Origin of the sequence: Sphingobium sp. BHU LFT2, assembly GCF_018604485.1 — a bacterium.
GTDB lineage: Bacteria > Pseudomonadota > Alphaproteobacteria > Sphingomonadales > Sphingomonadaceae > Sphingobium > Sphingobium yanoikuyae_A.
On record NZ_JAFCGW010000013.1, the window covers coordinates 107,364 to 127,293 of the forward strand.

The 19,930-nt window shown below is 61.6% G+C and carries 19 protein-coding genes; 9 read left to right on the forward strand and 10 right to left on the reverse strand.

Annotation, left to right across the window (positions count from 1 at the left end; genetic code table 11):
• Positions 1-529 precede the first annotated feature (529 nt).
• The 6 genes from JQK15_RS20565 (at position 530) to JQK15_RS20590 (ending at position 5,025) form a co-directional block, all read left to right on the forward strand.
• Positions 530-1,000: a DUF736 domain-containing protein gene (locus JQK15_RS20565; protein ID WP_214867381.1), complete on the forward strand. Its 471-nt coding sequence runs from the start codon at positions 530-532 to the stop codon at positions 998-1,000.
• Positions 1,001-1,102: 102 nt separating this feature from the next.
• Complete coding sequence (locus JQK15_RS20570; RefSeq protein ID WP_251007905.1) at positions 1,103-1,366, forward strand: hypothetical protein; 264 nt, start codon at positions 1,103-1,105, stop codon at positions 1,364-1,366.
• A gap of 70 nt (positions 1,367-1,436) precedes the next feature.
• On the forward strand, positions 1,437-2,447 hold the full coding sequence (locus tag JQK15_RS20575; protein ID WP_214867385.1) for a DUF2493 domain-containing protein: 1,011 nt from the start codon (positions 1,437-1,439) through the stop codon (positions 2,445-2,447).
• A gap of 68 nt (positions 2,448-2,515) precedes the next feature.
• Positions 2,516-2,737 (forward strand): DUF6117 family protein, encoded by a 222-nt coding sequence (locus JQK15_RS20580; RefSeq protein ID WP_353047238.1) that lies wholly within the window; start codon positions 2,516-2,518, stop codon positions 2,735-2,737.
• 512 nt (positions 2,738-3,249) lie between these two features.
• On the forward strand, positions 3,250-4,230 hold the full coding sequence (locus tag JQK15_RS20585; protein WP_214867387.1) for an SLOG family protein: 981 nt from the start codon (positions 3,250-3,252) through the stop codon (positions 4,228-4,230).
• A 282-nt stretch (positions 4,231-4,512) separates the two neighbouring features.
• On the forward strand, positions 4,513-5,025 hold the full coding sequence (locus JQK15_RS20590) for a hypothetical protein (protein WP_214867389.1): 513 nt from the start codon (positions 4,513-4,515) through the stop codon (positions 5,023-5,025).
• 15 nt (positions 5,026-5,040) lie between these two features.
• Here the strand turns inward: JQK15_RS20590 and JQK15_RS20595 are convergent, their stop codons facing one another.
• Positions 5,041-5,283, reverse strand: coding sequence for a hypothetical protein (locus tag JQK15_RS20595; RefSeq protein ID WP_251007906.1), 243 nt, complete (start codon positions 5,281-5,283; stop codon positions 5,041-5,043).
• Positions 5,284-5,461: 178 nt separating this feature from the next.
• On the opposite strand from JQK15_RS20595, the gene JQK15_RS20600 reads away from it, so the two are divergent.
• The 3 genes from JQK15_RS20600 to JQK15_RS20610 all read left to right on the forward strand — a co-directional run bounded on the left by JQK15_RS20600 (position 5,462) and on the right by JQK15_RS20610 (position 9,562).
• Complete coding sequence (locus JQK15_RS20600; RefSeq protein ID WP_021228391.1) at positions 5,462-5,833, forward strand: hypothetical protein; 372 nt, start codon at positions 5,462-5,464, stop codon at positions 5,831-5,833.
• A 427-nt stretch (positions 5,834-6,260) separates the two neighbouring features.
• On the forward strand, positions 6,261-8,996 hold the full coding sequence (locus tag JQK15_RS20605) for a hypothetical protein (protein ID WP_214867391.1): 2,736 nt from the start codon (positions 6,261-6,263) through the stop codon (positions 8,994-8,996).
• Positions 8,954-9,562 carry an AAA domain-containing protein gene (locus tag JQK15_RS20610; RefSeq protein WP_214867393.1) on the forward strand — a complete coding sequence of 203 codons (609 nt, stop codon included), beginning with the start codon at positions 8,954-8,956 and terminating at the stop codon, positions 9,560-9,562. The genes JQK15_RS20605 and JQK15_RS20610 overlap by 43 nt, the downstream gene beginning before the upstream one ends.
• A 156-nt stretch (positions 9,563-9,718) precedes the next feature.
• Here the strand turns inward: JQK15_RS20610 and JQK15_RS20615 are convergent, their stop codons facing one another.
• From JQK15_RS20615 to JQK15_RS20655, 9 genes are all read right to left on the reverse strand, one after another.
• The gene (locus JQK15_RS20615; protein WP_214867395.1) at positions 9,719-10,117 is read right to left on the reverse strand and encodes a hypothetical protein; all 399 of its coding nucleotides are present in this window, start codon (positions 10,115-10,117) and stop codon (positions 9,719-9,721) included.
• 50 nt (positions 10,118-10,167) lie between these two features.
• The gene (locus tag JQK15_RS20620; protein ID WP_251007907.1) at positions 10,168-11,040 is read right to left on the reverse strand and encodes an energy transducer TonB family protein; all 873 of its coding nucleotides are present in this window, start codon (positions 11,038-11,040) and stop codon (positions 10,168-10,170) included.
• Complete coding sequence (locus JQK15_RS20625; RefSeq protein WP_502956848.1) at positions 11,037-11,465, reverse strand: YbaN family protein; 429 nt, start codon at positions 11,463-11,465, stop codon at positions 11,037-11,039. The genes JQK15_RS20620 and JQK15_RS20625 overlap by 4 nt, the downstream gene beginning before the upstream one ends.
• Entirely contained in the window at positions 11,443-12,048 is a 606-nt protein-coding gene (locus tag JQK15_RS20630; protein WP_214867397.1) for a biliverdin-producing heme oxygenase, read from the reverse strand. Before JQK15_RS20630 ends, JQK15_RS20625 begins: the two co-directional genes overlap by 23 nt.
• Before the next feature lie 214 nt (positions 12,049-12,262).
• Entirely contained in the window at positions 12,263-13,777 is a 1,515-nt protein-coding gene (locus tag JQK15_RS20635; protein ID WP_214867398.1) for a surface lipoprotein assembly modifier, read from the reverse strand.
• A gap of 89 nt (positions 13,778-13,866) precedes the next feature.
• Positions 13,867-14,670 carry a Slam-dependent surface lipoprotein gene (locus JQK15_RS20640; protein ID WP_251007908.1) on the reverse strand — a complete coding sequence of 268 codons (804 nt, stop codon included), beginning with the start codon at positions 14,668-14,670 and terminating at the stop codon, positions 13,867-13,869.
• Positions 14,671-14,785: 115 nt separating this feature from the next.
• Positions 14,786-17,863, reverse strand: a complete 3,078-nt coding sequence (locus tag JQK15_RS20645) for a TonB-dependent receptor (RefSeq protein ID WP_251007909.1) — start codon at positions 17,861-17,863, stop codon at positions 14,786-14,788.
• A 288-nt stretch (positions 17,864-18,151) separates the two neighbouring features.
• Positions 18,152-19,144 (reverse strand): FecR family protein, encoded by a 993-nt coding sequence (locus JQK15_RS20650; protein WP_214867400.1) that lies wholly within the window; start codon positions 19,142-19,144, stop codon positions 18,152-18,154.
• Between the two features lie 91 nt (positions 19,145-19,235).
• Positions 19,236-19,751: a sigma-70 family RNA polymerase sigma factor gene (locus JQK15_RS20655; RefSeq protein ID WP_031299104.1), complete on the reverse strand. Its 516-nt coding sequence runs from the start codon at positions 19,749-19,751 to the stop codon at positions 19,236-19,238.
• Positions 19,752-19,930 lie beyond the last annotated feature (179 nt).

Genomic DNA, 19,930 nt, shown 5'->3' on the forward strand with positions numbered 1-19,930 from the left:
AAAGGCGTCGTCCGCCGCTTCGTAGTCAATCGCGATCCATGCGCTTTGCTGTGCGTGCCATAAGCTATCCCCGATAGGGACGAAGTGTTCGGCGATCCCGCCGTGCGGCCCGCCACCATCCCCTGATGGTTCCCGCTACCGGAAACGCACCGGCCGGTGCCGCCCAGCATGGACCCGTTCGGTCTGCCTGCAGGAACCGCCTGATCATGTCGCCCCCGCCGCTACCGCTACTCCCGCCGGCGTAGCGCCAGCGCGGCTACCGCCGCGCCTCCAGCCTCGCTCCCCAACCCCTCTTCGGCCCCGCATCTTCCACCCCGGCTCCGCGCCATGCCGCGGTGGTCGCGCAGAGTTGTGGGCGGGCCGCGGCGTTGCGCGTGGGGCAGGCGGGGAGGCGTCGCGCGGGAGGCATGCGGAGCGCTGTCCCACGGGCGGGCGGCGCGCGGGGAGAGGGCGGGACAGAGAGGAGAGAAGGACCGGGGAGGGTGTCGCCGGAGAATGGTCTTCGAGCGACATTCGAAAGGTCAAGACGATGAACATCGGTGAAATCTTCAATGTGAACAACCGCCTGACGGGCTCGATCGCCACCCGCACGATCGACCTGCCCCGCATCGGGCTGCGCAAGGTGATGAGCGAGAACGAGAAGGCTCCGGCCTACGAGATCCTCGCCCTGAACGTCGCACGCCGCTGGGTCCAGATCGGCGCGCTGTGGGAAGCCGTCTCGAAGCGCACCGGCGAAGTGTTCCTCGCCGGGAATATCGACGATCCCAGCCTGCCCGAACCGATGCCGATCGCGCTCTTCCCGGCCGATCACGGGGGCTACATGGTCGCGTGGCGGCGCGACACCATGCGTTCCGACTTCGGCGGTGGCATGGGCGTGAGCCGCACGAACTATGACGATCGCGGACCGCGCGATCAGGATGGCTTCGGCGGCAGCACCGCCGGTGCCAATGGCGAACTGACCGGCGCGGGTGCGCCGTTCGGCGAGGAGGACCCGTTCTGATCGCCGGTTGATCGGAACAGGTTCCGGGCCGGGGAGGCGTCAGGCTTCCCCGGCCCTTTTCTTTTCTCTTGCCTGAGGAGGCAGCCCATGCCGCTCCCTTCGTTGCACGACCTCGCCCCGCTGGCCGATCTCTCCGCGCTCTGCGCAGCGATCATGGCCAGTCCCGCCATCCGGGATATGCTTTCGCCGCCGTTTCCTGCGGCCCATATTCCGGAAATCCCGGCCGGGATCACCTGCGGCGAGATCATCGCTGCCATTTACGACCTGCTCGAGGGCACGCCCTTTGCCCCGCATGCCGCTGAAATCGTCGGGGCCGTCCTGACGCGCTCCGCTGCCTTCGCCGGCATCCGGGCGAGCATGCACTGATCCGACACCATGGGGGCGGGACGCCATCGCGTCTCGTCCCTTTTCTTTTCCATCATGCAGGAGAAGTCCCATGACCCAAGACCGTTCGCGCAGCATCAGTCGCTTCGCAGACCTGCCGGCATTGTTCGCCGAGATGACGGCAACGCCGGAATTCCAGCGCGCCTTTGGCGATCCTATCCCGCTTTCGATCATCCAGCCGGGCGACGAACCGGGCGAGCATGACATGCCCGATCCGTTGCACGCGCAGGCCGATTGCGCGGGGATCATCGCCACGATCTTCGACCTGCTGACCGATACAAGGCTCGATGCGCTCGCGCCCGAAATCGCGTGGGGCACCGTCAACAGCTTCCATTTCGTCGCTGGCAAGCTGGAAAAACAGGAGGACGCACTGGTCGACGAGCTGCGCGACATGATGCGGCGGAACGATATCTCCGAAGTGTTCAACACCGAACTGGAGGAGAAGCAGCTCCTGTGCCAGTCACTGTCCGAACAGCGCGAGGCGGTCGAGTGCATGCGCGACTATGCCGCCGAAACCTTCCGCGTGCTCTCGGGCCGCCCTTGGTCGCCCGCGCGCGGCTCGCGTGTCTCGAAGGCTGCCACCGCCACGCAGGTGTCGATACAGGACTTCCTGCGCGCCCGGGAACTGGCCGACCGCGAGCGTTACCGCCCGCGTGGTCCGATCGTCGTCGCCTCGGGTCATGCCGAATGGCATGATTGGCAACTTCTCTGGGACCGGCTCGATTCCATCCTCGAGCGCATCCCGCACATGACGCTGGTGACGACAGCGCAGCGCAAGGGCTTCGATGCGATCGTGGCTTCATGGGCGGGGAACCGCGAGGTCCAGCTCGTGACCTACTCGTTGACAGGCTCGGGACGCGGTGCGCCCTTCGCGCGCAACCGCAAGCTGGTCGATCTCAAACCCGTCGAAGCCTTGCTGGGGGAGGGGTCAGGCATTCAGGCCAATCTTTATCAGGCCCTGCGCAAGGCAGGTGTCCCTATCCATGCCTTCCGCAAGGTGGATCAGGTTCCGGCCGAGAAGGTCGCTCCGCCGGAGCGGGGGCGGCTGCGTCGGGCGGCATAACTTCCGCGAACTTCTTTCATCCTGTCGGGGACGGCGCTTCGCGCTGTCCCCGTTTTTTATGGGAGCGCATGATGGCGATACCCGATCATCACCGAGCCAATTTTCAAACTTTGCTGGATGCCGCCATGGACGGCAATCTCGCTTTGATGGAATGCCTCGATGCGGTTTCCGGTGAGCCCCGCTATGTGGTCTGCGCCGTCGGCCGGAGCGGGGAGGAATATCTGTTCACGCCGTTCGGGCACTTGCATGACGGCAATCCCTTCGCCGCCTATGTTCCGCCAGCGCCCTGAGCAGGACGCGCCCCCGATCAGGCGGAACGACGTGCGGGCATCGCGAGCAGGCTCGCAATGCCCTCCCATTCCCATGATCGTCATGGAGGCGTCGGTTGGCGTCAAGGACGGCGGGGCCCCACCATTTTGCTCCGCAAAATCGTTGCCCCCACCGCCGCTTCGCGACCGCATCTGCGGTCCTTGACCCCGGCCCTCACCGTCCATGGACATTGAGGGCAGCGCTCGGAGGCAACCATTTGCGAATCAGGGGCATCGAGCCCCAGATTCGCAAAGCCTCTTCTCTCTCTCAAGAATTCCTATGGTGGCACGGGACCGCGTCGGCCTCAAGGACGACGGGGCCCCACCATTTTTTTGGGCGGGTCGGGCGTCGCGCCTGGCCTGCAGTGTAAGTGGCCGCCCAAAAAAATCGTGACCCCCATCGCCGGCTGCGCCGGTCGCTTCGCGATCCTTGACCCCGCCGCTCGGAGCCCGTGCCCAATGGGGAACCTCTTTCGTTTCAGCAGGAGGTTCCAATGACGAATATCAACCGCAGCATCCGCCCATTCTCCGACATCGCCGAATTCATCGCGCAGGAGACAGCAGCCACCACCGACGATTTCCACGCCGCCTTCGCCTCCAATCTCGAGGGGATCCGCATCGGGCGCGGTGAAGAGGAGATGGCGACCGACATGCCCGATCCGCGGGATGCGCAGCTTGCCGTGGAACTCATTGTCACGACACTCTTCGACGTGCTTCGGGACACCCGGCTGCAGCCAGCCGCGGAGCGCCTCGCATGGGGCATCGTCAACAGTTTCCATCACGTAGCCGACCAGTGGGCGGGCCAAGCCGACAAGGCGACGCGCGATGTTCAGGACCTGCTGCGGTGCGCCGATGGCAGCGAAATCCACGGCGTCGAACTTGAGCAGGCGCGCGATAACCTCGAATTCCTCGATGAAGCCACCGACGCCCTGCGGTGCATGCGCGACTACGCCGCCGACGTCTTCCACACCGAAACCGGCCGCCCGTGGTCCGCTCCGAAGGGGTCGCTGATATCGAGCAAGCGCACCGCCTCGGTGATCGCCGCCACCGATTTCCTCGCCGCCCGCCGCCTCCGCAAGAACGAAGCGCACTACCCGGAAGGGTCCGTCGTGATCTTCTCAGGCGGCGCGGACTGCTGGTTCGACGAGCGCCTCATCTGGGGGAAGCTCGACGAAACGAAAGCGCGAAATCCGATGATGCTGCTGGCGACCACCGCACAGGATAAGGGGTGCGACGCTATGGCCGCAGCGTGGGCAGCCTCGCGTAAGGTGAAGCTCATCACGTTCCGCCTCAGCGCCAAGCTGGGGAAGAGGGCAGGGTTCGTGCGCAACGAGCAGATGGTCGGACTGCGGCCCGTCGAGGCGCTGGTCTGCGAAGGGTCGGGACTGCAGTCTCACCTCGCGCGCCTCGTGAAGGAGAAGCGTATCCCGGCGCGGTTCGTCAGGCTCAGCGATCAGGGATGGGAGGCGCAGTGAGGTTCCGCCTGAGGATCGGTCCGGTTCGCCGGGCCGGTCCTCATTTCTTTTATCAAGCGTCACATTCGCTCCCGCTCAGGGACCCGCAAGCGGGCCCGTCGCGGGCGCGATGCGGAACCGCCAGGGCGGTCCCGGCCGTCTGCGCGCGGCTCCGCCGTGCTCGCCGCAGGGACACCCTTCGGGTGCGGTCTGGGCGGGGTTGGCTGAGGTGGCGAGGCCCGCGTCCTGCCATTAGAGGAGAGGAGGGCAGAGAGGAGTGGCTCATTCGAGGAGATTAAAGCCATGTCCGAGCATACCCCATCACACCTCTCCGGTTCGGCCGTCTTCATTTCCGGATCGCTGTCCATTACCGCGCTTCCCGAACCTGTCATCGAACGCATCGGCGGCATCATCGAGCGCGCTCTTCCCATCCTGATCGGGGACGCGCGCGGCGTGGATCGGTTGGTCCAGCGCCATCTTGCCGACCGGGATATCGCTGCCGTCACGGTCTACTGCTCCGGCGAGGGACCACGTAACAATCTGAGCGATTGGCCTGTCCGGAACATTCCTTCTTCCGGGCGAAAGGGCACCGCCGCCTACCATGTCCCGAAGGATGCGGCGATGGCGCGCGATGCCTTCAGCGGTCTCGTGATCTGGGACGGTCGAAGCCGGGGGAGCCTTGCGAATATCCACCGGTTGGCGGCGCAGCGGCGCTTCATCATGATCTGGTTCGGGCCCGAAGCGCGGTTCATCACCCTGAGATCGGATTTCGACAGGGACAGCTTTCTCGATGCGTATCCCTGCCGGAACCTGTGATGACCAGCGGCGTGATCAGATCGCCGCTGGCAGTCCTTTAACCGCCGTCAGCGCCGCACTGCCACCGACCCTGATCGCCTGTGTGAGAAGCTCGCGGAACTCCTTTTCCGTGAGTTTTTCCACCGGCATCTCCGCGATCATTGCGGCATATTTGCCGCGCAGGGCACGGCGCGCGCTTTCCAGTTCATCATTCATCTTGCGCTGACGCGCTTCCAGATCGGCGAGCCGATCCCTTTCCGTCATCTTTGGCATGTCCATCGTCCTTCCCCGATGGCCTGCCCGTCACGGTACATTCTGCCATAGCCACCCGTGGAGGCAAGGGCCGAACGCCGCTTATACCGGCACCGGCGGCTCAGATACGCAGTTCCATGCCCTCCCGAGATATCATCTTCCCATCATTCCTCCCCTGCGCAGGCAAGGGAACGAGGAGACTGTCATGTCGATCACCGATCCCCATCTCGATCGCTTTGTCGGACCCAATGACCCCGATTACCGGGCAGCGCAGATCAGAGGTTTCGCGCTCATTGCCCAGATCGAGGAACAGGTCAGACGGGCGGACCACTATGCCGGTGGCTACACTGGCTACACCGACCCGGTGACCCACGACCTTGTCATCACCGGCGAATGCGACGCTGAATATGATGAGGCGACGACCAAGGCCCATAACCTCGGCTGGATCGCCGCAACCTCGAATGCCTATCTGATCCTCAAGGCACAGGGGAGGACCGACGAGACCGCGCAGATCGTCTACAACGCCCACTACAATATCTTCCACAGCGATCCGGAGCCTCCATGCCCCGGCGAATGATAGCGAACGACTTCCGGGGTCGGGCTCGCGCCCGGCCCCTTTTTTGCTTGCGGGGAGTCCGCACCAATGGCCTTCGTCCCTCGTGCCGCTGCAGCGGTGAACAACAATCTTCTGAAGCAAGGTTGCCCCGCGCCTTCCGGCACGAGGCTGCGCAGCGCGAGCGCGCTGCGTAAGGCTGGACGCACGGCACGAGGCCGTTTGTAATGGACCCTACGCACGGGTGCTGCGGAGAGAGTTTCTTTTTCTTTCATATCCTTAATCTCGTACTTCTCGTGATACGCATTTCTTGCTTTCTGTAGTACAGGGCACACAAAAGGTCAGCTGATTCAGGCCCAAGACATTGGAATCCCGACAAGATTTTGCGTATTGCGCGTCATACATGGCCAAGTTCGTTGCCGGGATAGCGCGGCAAGGATAGCCTCCCTGCATGACTGGCAAAGCATCCAGTCCCGACACTGTTCGCAACGCGCTGAGATCCTGGATCGGCGTTGAGGTTCTCACGCCCGGGACTGTAGAGGCGGGGGGCTGGAACGGCTATGCACAGGCAATAGGTGGCCAGATTCGTAACAGGGCAACTGAGGCGCAGACCGGGCAAAGTCTCTGGGATACTCCTGAAGACGACGATATCGCGCCATGGTTTGGTGAGGTGCAGACCGAAATAACCGAAGCGGAAGACCCGATCGCTTCCCCGGATGGCCAAGCTGTTTTGCCTAATGAGGGCGACGCCACGCCTGCGCGGAAGCGGCAACTCAAATCTCGTCCCTGGTACAAGATCGTCCTTGCGGCGATGCCGACAGCAGGCGCTATAAAACTCCTCGACGGTGTTTTCGGCGATGAGGTTGATGAGGATACCGTGGATCGTAAGATGCGGGGGAATGTCCTCGCCGCAACTCTAATTCTAGATGAGTTCGGGATCCTCGTGCCTGACAGTATGGCGCTTGCAAGCTTTGCCTGGGGTATCGGGAAGCTCTGCGCCGATGGCGCTACTGCCGATCTTTCGGCGTGGGAAAGCGAGGAATCACCACTGCTGCACGAGGTGACAGCCCGCCTTTCGCCGACCGATGCCGAAGGTCGCCCGCGTCCCCTAAGTTGGCAAGATCTGCGCGACGTATCGCGCAAGCTGCGGACCGAGTTGGGCGTTCCGGAGGATCTCTGGATCGTGACCCCTTGCGCTATCAGGACGATAAAGAAAAATCCGCCAAGCGGAGATATCCTCGCCACTTTCTATCTCAGGGACCTTATGGCGATTGAAAGGGACCTGCCGGGCGTCCCTGCCGCCACAAGAGCTTATCTCGGTCTCGATCGCCCCGACGAGAGCTGGGATGCGCTCAGTGACAGGCGACAGTTGTCGCACCTCCTTCAGCCCGCGCTTTTTCCCCTCGCCCGGTGGCGCGGCCCAGGGCTCCATTCTCTGACCCTGTTGCAACAAGGGGCTGTCAACGCCGCCGTCCGCGATCTTTCGGAGAAAGGGCTATTCGCCGTGAATGGTCCTCCAGGGAGGGGCAAAACGACCCTGTTGCGGGATGTCGTTGCGCATGTCCTCACCAGCAGAGCCGAACGCCTGGCCGAGATCGAGAAGCCATGGAATGGGCTCGGCGACATTGATCTTATGGACTATGCGATCGTAGTGGCGAGCAACAATAATGCTGCCGTCGAGAATATCAGTCTGGAACTTCCCCTCCGCGAAAAGGCGCTCGATCCCAGTATCTGGAAGGAGGGCCGTCTAACCCATTTCTCGCATACCGCGAGCCATGTTCTGGGTTTATCGCAGGATGAAGCCGAAGCCCGAAAGGCGTGGGGCGTGATGGCGGCGAAGCTTGGTAATTCCAACAACCGTTACGAGTTTCACCAGCGCTTCTGGTTCGACAAGGACTGGGGATTATCCGAGTGGCTCGACCGGGTGTGGTCGCCAAATCAGTCGCGGTTCGAAGGGAAAGAGCCCAGCCGGCTCTGCAAGGTCGATCCACCGCCCACAAGGGAGCAGGCGCGCGCAGAATGGCGAAAGGCACGATCAGAATTTCGCATCGCATTGGAGAAGTGCAGGCGCTTGCGCTCGGAGTTGATCGAAACGGCACGCGCACAGGACAGGCTGCGTTTGCTGGAGAGCGGAAAGCCTGCTCTGCAGGAAAAAATCCGCGACGCGATTCATGAGCGCGAGGATGCCGAGCGGGCTCTCGTCGTTGATGAAGAGCAGTATAAAGTGGTGGAAGCCGCCAGCCAGGCAGAAATAGGTACGCTTTCGGCCCTGAAGAGTGCGAGGCCAGGTTTCCTGGCGCGACTCTTTGGATCGGACAAATGGCAGGCATATCAACGTTCGATTGAGGCGCGGGTCAGCACTGTCGATCGCACCCGCAACGCGGCCGCCGAGGCAGCGCGAGATCGGGATACAACGAGGCACCTGGTGAAGATGCTTGCCGCGCGGTATGATGAATTAGAGCACCAATTGCGTAATCTGGACACCGAAATTGAAGATCTTTCCGCCAAAGTTTCGATGGATGAGAGCAAGTTGGAAGATTGCTATCCCAAGCCCGGATTCTGGGAGCAGTCTGAAGAAGTCTTGCAAAAGACAGCGCCCTGGAACGGCGGCGAGTTCCGCGCCGTTCGTGATGCCCTTTTCGTGGCGGCCGTGCGCCTCCACCGAGCATTTGTGATCGCCGGTGTGAAGCATATCAAACCGGCTTTGAACAAGGTGATGTCGGCCAGCCGAGGTGATCCGCCGACCGCGCGTGATTGGGGCGCATTCTTCCTGCTCGTTCCCGTTGTGTCGACTACCTTCGCTTCGTTAGGGCGAATGTTTCCCACTCTCAAAGGGGCATCGGTGGGGTGGTTCCTGCTCGACGAGGGGGGGCAAGCCTGTCCCCAATATGCCCTCGGCGCGATCTGGCGTGCTCGCCGCGCGATTGTGATTGGCGATCCACTACAGATTCCGCCAGTGGCTACCCTGGGTAAGGAGACAACCCGGCAAATCTTCGAGAATTGCGGGAGCCAGGTTACGGAATGGGGCGCACCGGGCCAGTCGGCGCAGACGCTGGCGGATCGCGTCAGCGCCATTCAGGGGCAGTTCCCTGCGCTGGATGGGCGGGTTTTCCGCTTCTCGTGCATCGGCGCTGTGATGACCCCATGTTCGCCATCGCCAATCGCATCGCCTATGGCGAACGGATGATCCACGCGACTCGCAGCGACGACTCCCGGCTACGCGAAATGCTGGGCCCTACAGCCTGGATCGATATCGATGCGCCGTCCGCCGACAAGTGGGTTGCGGAAGAAGGACGAGTGATCGATCACGTTCTCCGCTCCCTGTTGCGAAACGATCAGGATTTGCCCGACCTATATATCATCAGTCCGTTTCGTGTGCCGATAGCCAATCTCAAGGCCCTTTTGACGCGTAGAGATGCTGCCTTGAGTAAACTTTCGCGGAGGAGGGCGGAGGTTTGGCTCGATCATCATGTCGGAACGCTCCATACCTTCCAGGGTAAGGAAGCCGAAAGCGTTATTCTGATGTTAGGAGCCGGGCGAGGCGCGAAGAACGGTTCTCGGAAATGGGCAGGCAGGACGCCCAACATGCTGAACGTCGCAGCGACCAGGGCAAAGCGAAGTCTGTATGTGGTCGGCAATCGCGAGTTATGGAAGGGAGCCGGGGTATTTGCGACTGCCGCTGAAATGCTCCCTGTGGTACCTGCCGATGTCTGGGCGGAAGCGCGTCGGAGCATCGGTGTCAAAGCTGGGTGACGGTTCTCCAGTGGCATATAACACTGTAGGCATCGACGAGCCTGCGAAGATTTTTGGTTCGTTGATGGGGGTACAAACGGACAGGGAATAGCTCAGACTCAAGCTATTCTCGCAGGTTCTTTTTGTCGCTGAGAGCTTGAACATGAATGGTGCTCATCAGCGGCGGCCCCGCGCGTAAAGCGGGCGGGCAAAATCGTTGGTCCACGCGAGCGCTGGCAGGCGGCAACCGATCCTGGCCAGTTCGCGGCCGCACGTCGCCAATTCGATGCGCAGCTCGGCCGCCGCGTCCGCATCGATCGTCAGTCCAAAGGTGAGATAGTCGTCCATCGCTGTTTCGCGTGGGGCATAGGCGAGCCAGGCCAGCAAACGTAGCTCGTCGATCGACAGCCACGCGCTGCCGGGCCGACGCACTTCAATGCCCGTCCGCGCCAACAGCGCGCAGAGGGCCGCTATGCCAATCCGACTCCTTTCGTCACCGCCCACCGCGACTATCTCCGCTGCGGCTTCGGCGCGCGCAGCATCATCGACGAGGCAACCGCGAATGATGCGTATCACCTTCTGCTCGCGCTGCGAGCGACGGCGCAGGACGTAGGAGGCAAAGCCGTTTATCGTAAATTGTACTCCACCGGGACGGTCAGCTCGACCACATCGGGCCTGTCTGCGGGAATGGCAGGAAGGGGCTGGGCGCGCTTGAGCGTATCGAGCGCGGCCTGATCCAGATCGAAGGAACCAGATTTCTTCACGATGACGGAGGACAGCACCATCCCTGTACGGTTCATCGTGAAGCGAATAGTGGTGACGCCTTGTTGACGAGCTGCGCGGGCGCGGGCCGGATAGCGACGGAAGCGCTCAAGATGGGAAAGCACCAACCCCTCCCAATTGGGCTTCGCCTCGCTCGATAGCCGGTTGGCTATCGGCGCGGCGATACTCTTGGGCGCAGTGGTTTCCGGCACGGGTGGCCCCGGATCGACAATCTCAACCGGCTTTTGCATGTCCGCCTTGACCGATGGACTCGTGGGAAGCTGGATGAGGGGAACCGGCAGCACTTCCCGTTTCGGTTCGGGTTTCGCTTCCTGCTTCTCCACCTGTTCAGGGCCGGGAGCGACCTCGCGCACCGGCTCCCGAGGGGCAGCCAGCGGTGCGAGATTCACGACCGTCAGTGGCCGCGAAGTAGAAGGAACCGGGGGATGAACCACCTTCCATGTCAACAGGGCGGCCGCCAGCACTATGCCGAAAATCGATGCCGTCCCCCCAAAGCCGGCCATGCGGGTTCGCCAGTCCATCGGCTGATCGCAATAGCGACTATGGCCGCGCAACACCTCGCCGACGTGCGGATCGGCGACAGGCGGAGCCAAGATGTCTTCCTGCTGTGGCGGCCTGTTGGGATAATAGGATCGGAAGACGACATGCCCCTCAAAGAGGGCGGTTTCATCATTCGCAGCGGCAAGCTGCGCTCCGCGATAACCGCCTGCCTTCATCGTGACACTCCCGGCTCGGGCCGCCGAACGATCCAGATCGCCCAGAACAGCATGAACGCGGCGACTGCACTGGTGAGGAGGAGGCCGGGGCGAAGATGAAACCAGAACAGACCATAGCCTAGCGCCATGCCAAAACAGGCCGCGATCTTGGCATGGCGCGGCACCGCCCGCTCCGTTCGCCATGCACGCAAGCTCGGGCCATAGCGGGGATGGTTCAGCAACCAGCCTTCGAGCCGCGGCGAGGACCGCGCGAAGCAGGGTAGCGCCAACAACAAAAAGTCAGTGGTAGGCAGCAGCGGTACGAAGATACCGACGAAGCCGATCACCACCAGCGCCATCCCCAGCATGAGCCACCCGGCGCGGGCCACTCGCCCGCGCCGGAGGAGATCATTGCCTGATGCTTCAACCAAGACGCGCATCGACATGGGCCTGGACCCGCGCAAAGGCTTCGAGCGCGCCTTCCTTAGCACGCTTCTCCTCATCATCGGTCAGAGCAACCGCATCGAGGGCAGCAACGAAGGCGCGCCAGTGAGGCGCTGGGCCTTCGGGCGCCGGGGCGAGATGGCGCGCACCGAGATCATCGGTCAGGCCGAGCTTCTGCGCTTCCTTGCGCAGCAGGGCGGCCCCCATGTTGGAGCCTTCGGCGACATAGAGCCAGCCCAGCGCGCTTCCCACGTCGATCGGAGTATCAGCGAGGAATACAGGTGCCCCCCCATCGGGCGCTGCGGCCCCGAGATCGTCCATGTCGGCCATGACGAGCGGGAGGCGGCAGCGCTGAACGAGATCCGGGAAGGCCTCCTGCAGACGGGCATCCGCATAGAGGGCTGCCACGTCGCGGTGGAAGAGATACTGGATCGCCAGGAACTCTTTGTAGCGATCAATGCTGGAGAAGGAGGCGGTCGACATGATCGAGCGATCGACTCCCTCATGCACACTGCTAGTCAGGGCCTTCAGCCGTTTGGCGCGGCTTTGCTCCTCGATGGGGCGCTCGCTTGTGGTCACGGTCATGGGCAATTCCTTCTAGCTGGTGGTCGAATGAAAGCGCGGGTGGACGACGGCGGGAACTTCAGGGGCAATGGTCGTGGATGGACCATTGCCCCCTCCGCCCGAATCGCCGTCCTGGGGGAATGACGGCGACAGCAGCGAATCCGTGAAGACATCCGCACGGCAAGGGTCGGAGCATCGGCCCCCCGCGCGATTGCGACATAGCGCACCTGAAGAGCTAGAAGGCACGGCTGAGCCTCAAGCTTGTGATTGTGCGATTGTAGGAATAGAGCCAGTCGATGTTGCTCTCGACGCGCGTGTGCTGGACCACGACCTCGGGCGTAAGCCCGACGAGTTTGAGCGCCGGGAAGCGCGCGATAGCGGTGGCGTTGAACTGGTCGTCGCTCCGCTTGGCTCCGAACAACTCGCTATAGGCGCGATTGTCGCGGTGGCGATAAGAACCGATCACGAGCAGGCTCGCGTTCTTGCCAAACGCCTTGCTGACGCCGAGACGACCGCCCCATTGCCGATAGGCATCAACGTCCGCAGGGGTGTCTTTTGCGACAAAATCCGGTCCGCCAAACAGGGTCAAACTTGGCGAGGCGAGGTAAAAGGCCGTCACGCTTGCGTCTGCCTGCGGGCCGTCCTGTGAGGCGAAAGCGCGTTGGCGATAGCGATAGTCTCGGTAGTTTGCCTCCGCCCGAAGCAGGATGTTACGTCTGGCGGTATGCGTCCAGTCCAGATTGGCGCCCCAGGCATTGTAGAGCACCGAAGACCCAAAACTGCCGATGTCGAAGGATGGTGACAGCGAAAAGCTATTGCGGGCGGTTTGATATTGATAGCCGACCCGCGTGATAAGGGTTGCTTGGGAAAAATCGTGTTCGCTTGGATAAATGTCGCCGAACAGTAGCGCGCTGGCGCGCAAGCCATGATGCCCGGATAGCGGAATACTGCGGCCCAGCGTCCCCTCGAAATTGATTCCGGTGGCCTTGATCGGATCGGGCACCTTGCGGTCGAAAACGCAGGTGCCGTCATCGGTCGCGAGAAGGCAGGTATAGCTGGCCGACGACTGGTTGAGATTGGTGCTGTAGCCCGGGCCTATGGCGATCGTACCCTGCCAGCCTCGCCGTTGCTTTAGGGCAGCAAGGAAGGCGTCCACGCTGCGGACCACCCCTGCCGACTTGCCGCCTTCGGCGACAAGCTGGGCGCGCACTTGCTCGAATGCCGCCCGCGCCTCGCGATCCTTGCGGTTCTCGAACAGCACGCGAGCCATTTCGAGCTGTCCGGACAGGAGTTCGGGATTGAGTGCCACCAGTTCGCGGTAATGCCGCTCGGCTTCGCCCAGCTTACCAGCCTGTCGTGCAAGCGCGCCCTTCGCAAACAGTACGAGCTTCGGATCACGATCGGGATAGCGCTCATAGGCGGCGAGGAACCGGCGAACGTCGCCCCATTGCTGCCGCCTGACCGAGATGTAGAGGGCCTGGCCCATCTCATCGGCATTATCGCCGACCGAGTAGCTCTTGCCATCGATCTCCAGCGAAGATGGCGGACCATCGAGAGCGTCCGTATCTTTCAGAATCTGCGATTCCGCCTTGCGCTGCTGCCGCTGTATTTCCTGATCCAGGCGAAGCCGGGTGTCCTGGTCGCCTGCGCTTTGTGCAAAGGCAGGCAAGGGCAGGCATGCGGCGCTGGCACATAAGATCGCAGCCAGGCGCCGCCGGTGAGATTTGAGAATGATCTTCGGGATCGGCATGCGTCGCTTCGGTTTCCGCAGGGCTTTCGCAAAAGAGAGGCCATGGCCGGGAAAACGCGGCCATGGCCCCGTTCGTTATGGCTGCGCGATTACTGCGAACCGCCGAAAGCAGCGTCATACTGGTTGTTGGCAAAGGTCGCGACGCCAGCCAGCGCCTGTGCGGCAGAGCCGAAGAAATTGCCGCTGACATTGCCGTTCGTGGCCAGCGTGGCGCTGGTGCTCGGGTTGGATGCGACTGCGCCCGACCCCGAGAAACCGTTGCCACTGATATTGGCGGTGCCGATGTTCAGCGCATAGGTGGCCGAGGCGATCGAGCCGGTGAGCGTGCCGCCGCTTCCGGAGAAGTTGGCGGTGAACGTCCCGTTCAGCTGGCTGTTGTTAGCGTAGTCGCTCAGGCCCTGAACGCTATAGGTCGCCGTGCCGCTGGTAGGAACATTGGCTGCAAGGGTGGCGCCAGTGCCGGCGAAGTACACGGTGTGATCGCCCAGCGATGCGTCATCCGACTGGTTCCACTCGCCATAGAAGACGTTCTGCCCATCGACCCGCGTCAGGTCGAAACGACCATATTGAGAGTGATCAGTGATCGTTCCGGTGGGGTTGTTGACGGTGGTCACGCCAGGCAGACCGGGGGTGATGACCACCGGCGCTGAGGCATTCTGCAGGCCCTCGAAATCGACGAAGAACGTGCCCGGCCCCAGAGCAGGCACGGAAATTCCGACCTTCCCGGAGGTGTGAGGTCCAAACGGCACATTGCTGACGCCGATTTCGACGTTATCGACGTCGCTCGTTCCGGAAGTGATATCAGCAAGAACGACCTGTGCCTGAGCAGCACCGCCCATGGCGACGGACAGCGCCATGGCGCCAACTACGGCTTTGAGATGCGTGAACTTCATCTTATTCACTCCTACGTTGTGAAGCACCTGACGTTTCAGGTGCCTTCATCCAGGGTCGCCGCCGTCATCCCGATTGTCGAAGATGGTGGATGCAGTGGCGGCCCTGAATCTCGGGTCAGAACCTCCCCGTAAGGCTCATGCGCACCGTCCGTCCCGGAGCGGGCATCATCGAGCGTGAGAGGGGGTCCATGTAATAGCGATCGTTAAGGTTCGTGCCGGCGATCTCCGCGCTGAACCTCTCGTTGATCCGGAAGCGCGCATAGGCGTCGAAGGTAATGATCTCGCCCCAGGTGTAGGGAATGTTGAGCGCGCAACCTCCAACGCAGGTCGTGCCAGTGGTCCATTCCGCGATAGGGTCGGAATTCCTGTAAGCACTGTACCAGATGAGCCGCCCGCCAACTTCCAGGCGGCGGTCGAAGAAGCGGCCACCGACATTCCAATTCACACTGGTTTCCGGCGTCGCCTGCGTCAGGAGGAAGCTGCTGACAAAGCCATATTTGACGCAGTTAGGCACCCGGTACCCACGCGAGAAGTCGATGCTGGCGGCAACGCTTTCGTCACAGACCTCGTTCTTGGTCATGTGACCGGCGCTGATGTCGGTGAAGAAGCGTCCGTTGTCGAAGCGCGCCTGCAATTCGAAACCCGCGATCGTCTGCTTGTCGATATTGCTAAACAGCAGGTTGCTGGTGCGCTCGATCACATCATGCGTGGTGTTATGATACCAAGTCAGCTTGAGATCGGCATGTTGGTTTTCGCCACGCAAGCCTAAAATCGGGCGCAAATCCTGGATGAAAGCCGCTTCCCATGACTTCATCCGTTCGGGTTTCAAATCCCACAGAGGACTAATCGAAGCGGAAAAGCCGATGGTGCTTTCGAACAGGCTAGGCCAGCGTAGGGCTTCGGCATAGCGCAGATAGGCACGGCTGCTATCGCTCAAATACAGGGTGGCGGACGCGCTGGGCACCCAGCCATGCCCGGATTTGCGCTTGGCTTCCGTGACAGAAACGGGTGTATTCCCTGCGGCGCCGCTGAGACTGCATCCAGTCACATTCGCGATAGTGTCGAGGAAACCGTTGATGCAGATATTGTCGGCGCGATGGTACTTCCCGTTCTCATCGCGCACCCAGTCGGGACCCGCATGGGTCCAGGTGAAAGTCCGTGGGTTGGCGGCGAAGGCGGTTACTTCGCGAGCTACAGCCGTTTCAAGTGCTGAACCGGTAAGACCACGGCCGGAATGATACTCGCGGCGAGAAGCTTCGTAGGCCTCGATCGTATTTTCTGTGGTTCTATAGCTGGTCGTGTATTTCGTGTTTACATACTGGGTGATCGATCCACCGCTATACTCGATCAGCTTGGGTAGAAAATCATCCTTCGCCCAATAACCGGTATAGGCCAGCCCCGCATTAAGCTTGAGGAAACTGACGGGCTTCCACTCGCCGCTCAGATTTATCCGATACTCCTCGCGGCGACCTTCTCTGGGATATGCGCGCCATCCAGCAACCTGCGTCGAGAACAGATAGTCGTCGTCCGAACGCAGCTTCTCGTGCTGCCAATTACCTTCGAGTAGGAAACTCAGCGTGGACGATAGATTGAACTGGTTACTCGCGCTGAAGCCATAGCGGTCGTTGCGGGCGTTAGAGATAGCGGTATTGACGATGAGCGGGTTGGCGGTCGAAGCGGCATTGGGAAAGCCGCCCGCGCTGTAAGTATCGCTGTCTGTATCGGTCAGCCAGGCTGTTGCCCTGAAATCGATAAAGCGGCTGTCCGGCTGCCACTTATATTCGGCATTATAGGCTTGCACATGGACCTTGCTCTCAGGCCACTGGATGTTGCCGAACGTATACCCATCGCCCGTCGTCATGATCCGCGAGGGCATGATCTCGCCGAAACTCGAACGGGTATCGCGGAAGCCGATTTGCAGCGTCTGATCGTCCGTGATGCTCCACGCCACCTTGAGCATGACGGATTCAAGCTCGCTCGACGTATTCGGCACCTCGTTGCCGGGCTCATAGTTCAGACCAAGCAGGCGAACATAATTGGCGGCGTTGAGCGGCAGCCCTTCCTGCTGGTAGTAATCGGCCTTGGTTGTGCCTGAAAAATAGTTGCCGCGCTCGCGATAGGCATAGGCGCCGAACAGCTCGAAATCGCCGACACGGCCCGCCGCCGCGATCCGGATTGCGCGATCACCTGCGGAAAAGGCCTCGTTGTCATCTTCCGTGCGTAAATTCACGCGGAGCGAAGGATCTCCATAGGGGTAGCTGGCTTGCCAGCCTGTCGGGAAGCCAGGAATATCGCGATAATCCTGCCCCGTCAGCAGTGTCGGCCAGCGCGGGTTGGTGGAATTATTGCCGCCTTCGAGCTTCAGTTCGATGCCGAAGCTTTGTCCTGGCTTCAATATGTCGGCGGCGTCGAGCGTGTTGACAACCACAGCGCCACCAGTCGAGCCGTTGACCCCACGTGTGGATACAGGTCCCTTGAGAACCTGTACGCCAGAAATCAGGCTGGGGTCGATATAGCTGCGATTGCCCGCGCCATTATACCCGCGCCAGACCGTCAGCGCTTGCTCGCTGCCGTCGATGATGACCGGCACACGCCCTGGCCCCTGGATGCCGCGAATGCTGGGATCGAGCGCGCCACCGTTGCGAGCGTCGCCGCTGAACACATTGACCATGCCCTTGAGCACGTCGGCCGTGTTGGTGCCCCGGTAGCGCTCGACTTCCTCGCGGCTCGCGAAGGTCGTGGAAATGTCCTGATCGTAAATTTCATCCTTGCGGCGGGCATCGCGATCGGCGCCGGTCTCCTGTGCGACAGCGAGGCTGCCCGTCTGCTCTCCATCTACGCGCAGCGGACCAAGGTCCACTCTGCCTTGAGCATCACCGGAGGCTTGCGCGGTCCGGGGCGCTGGGGTGAGGGTGACAAACCCATTGTCGAGCCGCCAGGTGAGGCCCGTTCCCGTCAGAATGTGGCTCAGCGCCTGTGCATTCGACATGCGGCCAGCTACTCCCGGCGACGATCGCCCGCGAATCTGGTCCGCATTGACGTTGACCTGCATTCCCGATTGCCGCCCGAAATCGGTCAGCGCGTCGCTCAGCGTGCGTGGAGGAATATTGAACTCACTGGTGCGGGCGGCGCTGCTGGTCTGGGCACGGGCGGCGTGGGGCGCCACAAGACCCACGGCCGCAACCGATGCCATTAGCGATGCCGCAAGAATCCGATCCCGCTTCTTCGTACTTGATCTAAAAATCCCCGGAAACACTATCCTACGCACCTTTCGTTCTTTGTCGGGGCATCACATGCAATTGCGAAGCAGTTGCAGAATCCCCTAATTATAAGAACAATCCAGGCGGGGGGTTTTTCGGAAAAAAATGCAGGGCCGCAGAAAAAAATTGCAAACGATTGTCGGTGCCGCCTAAATCGTTGACTCGGCCGATTAACCTGTTGATTCTCCAGTATCGGAGTAAGGCGGCACCGAAAACGATGGCTACTCGGCTGAAACCACCGTGATCCACGGGGTTAGGTTGCGCACCGTGATATCCTGCGCCTTGGCGAGCGCCTGTAGGGCGCGGGCAGGATGGTGCGCGTCGTAGACGCCTGTGACGCGCCGTTTGGCAAAGCCCTCGCCAAAGGTCAGGATGACGCCGCTGTGCCAGGGCTTCAGCGCGTCGATCACTTCCATGACCGGCCTGTCGCTGGCAACGATCTGACTGTCGGTCCACGCCGCGATTTGCGTGGGATCGATGCTGCTTCGGACGGCACTGGCGTCATCGCAGCGCAGGCTGAGCGTGTCGCCCGCCGTCAGCCCTTCAGTCAACCGGGGCTGAGCGTCGCACGAGACGCGGACATGCCCGTGCTTGACGGCCACAGAGGCTAGCCGGTCGTCGATTCGGCTGACCTCGAAGCCCGTACCGAGAACCGTCGTGGTCGTATCGGCAGCGGCAACCCGGAACGGGTGATCTGGATCCGGCGCGACTTCGAACCAGGCCCTGCCTTTGATAAGGCGGACTTCACGTTGCCCGCCTTTGCTCACGTCAAAGGCGACCGCGCTTTGCGGGGCGACAAGCATGGTGCTGCCATCGGCCAGATGGACCGACTGTATCTCGCCTGTCCCGGTCGAAACGTCGGCGCGCAGATCGAGGAGCAGGCTGGGGCCGGCGACAATCGCCAGACAGGCGGCCGCAGCCAGAGCGGCAATGCCGGCCCCATGTCGCCTTCCCTTCCCGACGAACGGAAGAATGATAGGCGACCGCCTATCCCAGCGGTTCGGCGAAGCAATCGGCGCGGTCCGGATCACATGACTGATACGCTGTGTCTCGGCCCATGCCGCGCCATGAACAGGGTTTGCGTCGAGCCACGCGGAGAACTCGGCGCGCACAGCCTGATCGTCAGGCTCTTCCTGAAGCAGGATAGCCCATCCCGACGCCTCACGATTGGCTCGACCGCGTTCAGCCCTGTCTTCCTCACGCCCAGCGCTCATGATTGCCCTTTTGCCGGGACCGTTGCCACAATAGCTCCCTTATTGATTAAACAACCGAGCGGCGCGATTTTTCGGCAGCACTCGGAATTTCTCATGCCGGTCCACGATCCGCTTCGGCTCGACAGCGCTCGATGCCGTTGATGACGAGCGTGTGCGCGGTGGTCGTAGAGACACCCAGATGCGCGGCGATGTCCTTCAGCCTTTCCCCACCGATCCTGTGCATTTCTACTGCCTTGCGCATATTTTCCGGCATCCCGTTGAACGCGGCGATGATCCGCGCATATTCATCGCGTGAAATCGCGGTGGCTTCGGGGTCCGGCAATTCCGAAGGGATCTCGACTGTCTCTGTTTCACCCTCTGCTTCAAATATGCGCGCCTCTATCCTCTTGCGTCGAATGCCGTTGAGGGCGAGGTTGCGCACTGTCATCCGCAAATAGGCCATCATCTCTGCGGCCGGCAATTTGGCAGCCCCGGTGGTGGTCCGCAGCCATGCTTCCTGAACGATGTCTTCCGCATCGTCCGTGTTGCCCGCCATTCGTCTGGCGTATCGGATCAGGGATGCGCGATGCGAGAGGAAGAGCTTGAGCGGGGCCTTCCCATCCGACACTCTCAACTCCCTCACACCATTAAAACCAAGATGGGTTAGCACTTTTCTTTAATGCGAGTCACTCGCAAATGCACTCACAGCCCTGCATGCCGAATTACTTCCACGATGACGCTCAAGCTTTAGATCGTGGGAGGGCAGGGTAGAGCGTATTGCAGAATCCAGAAAATTCCACTAAACGG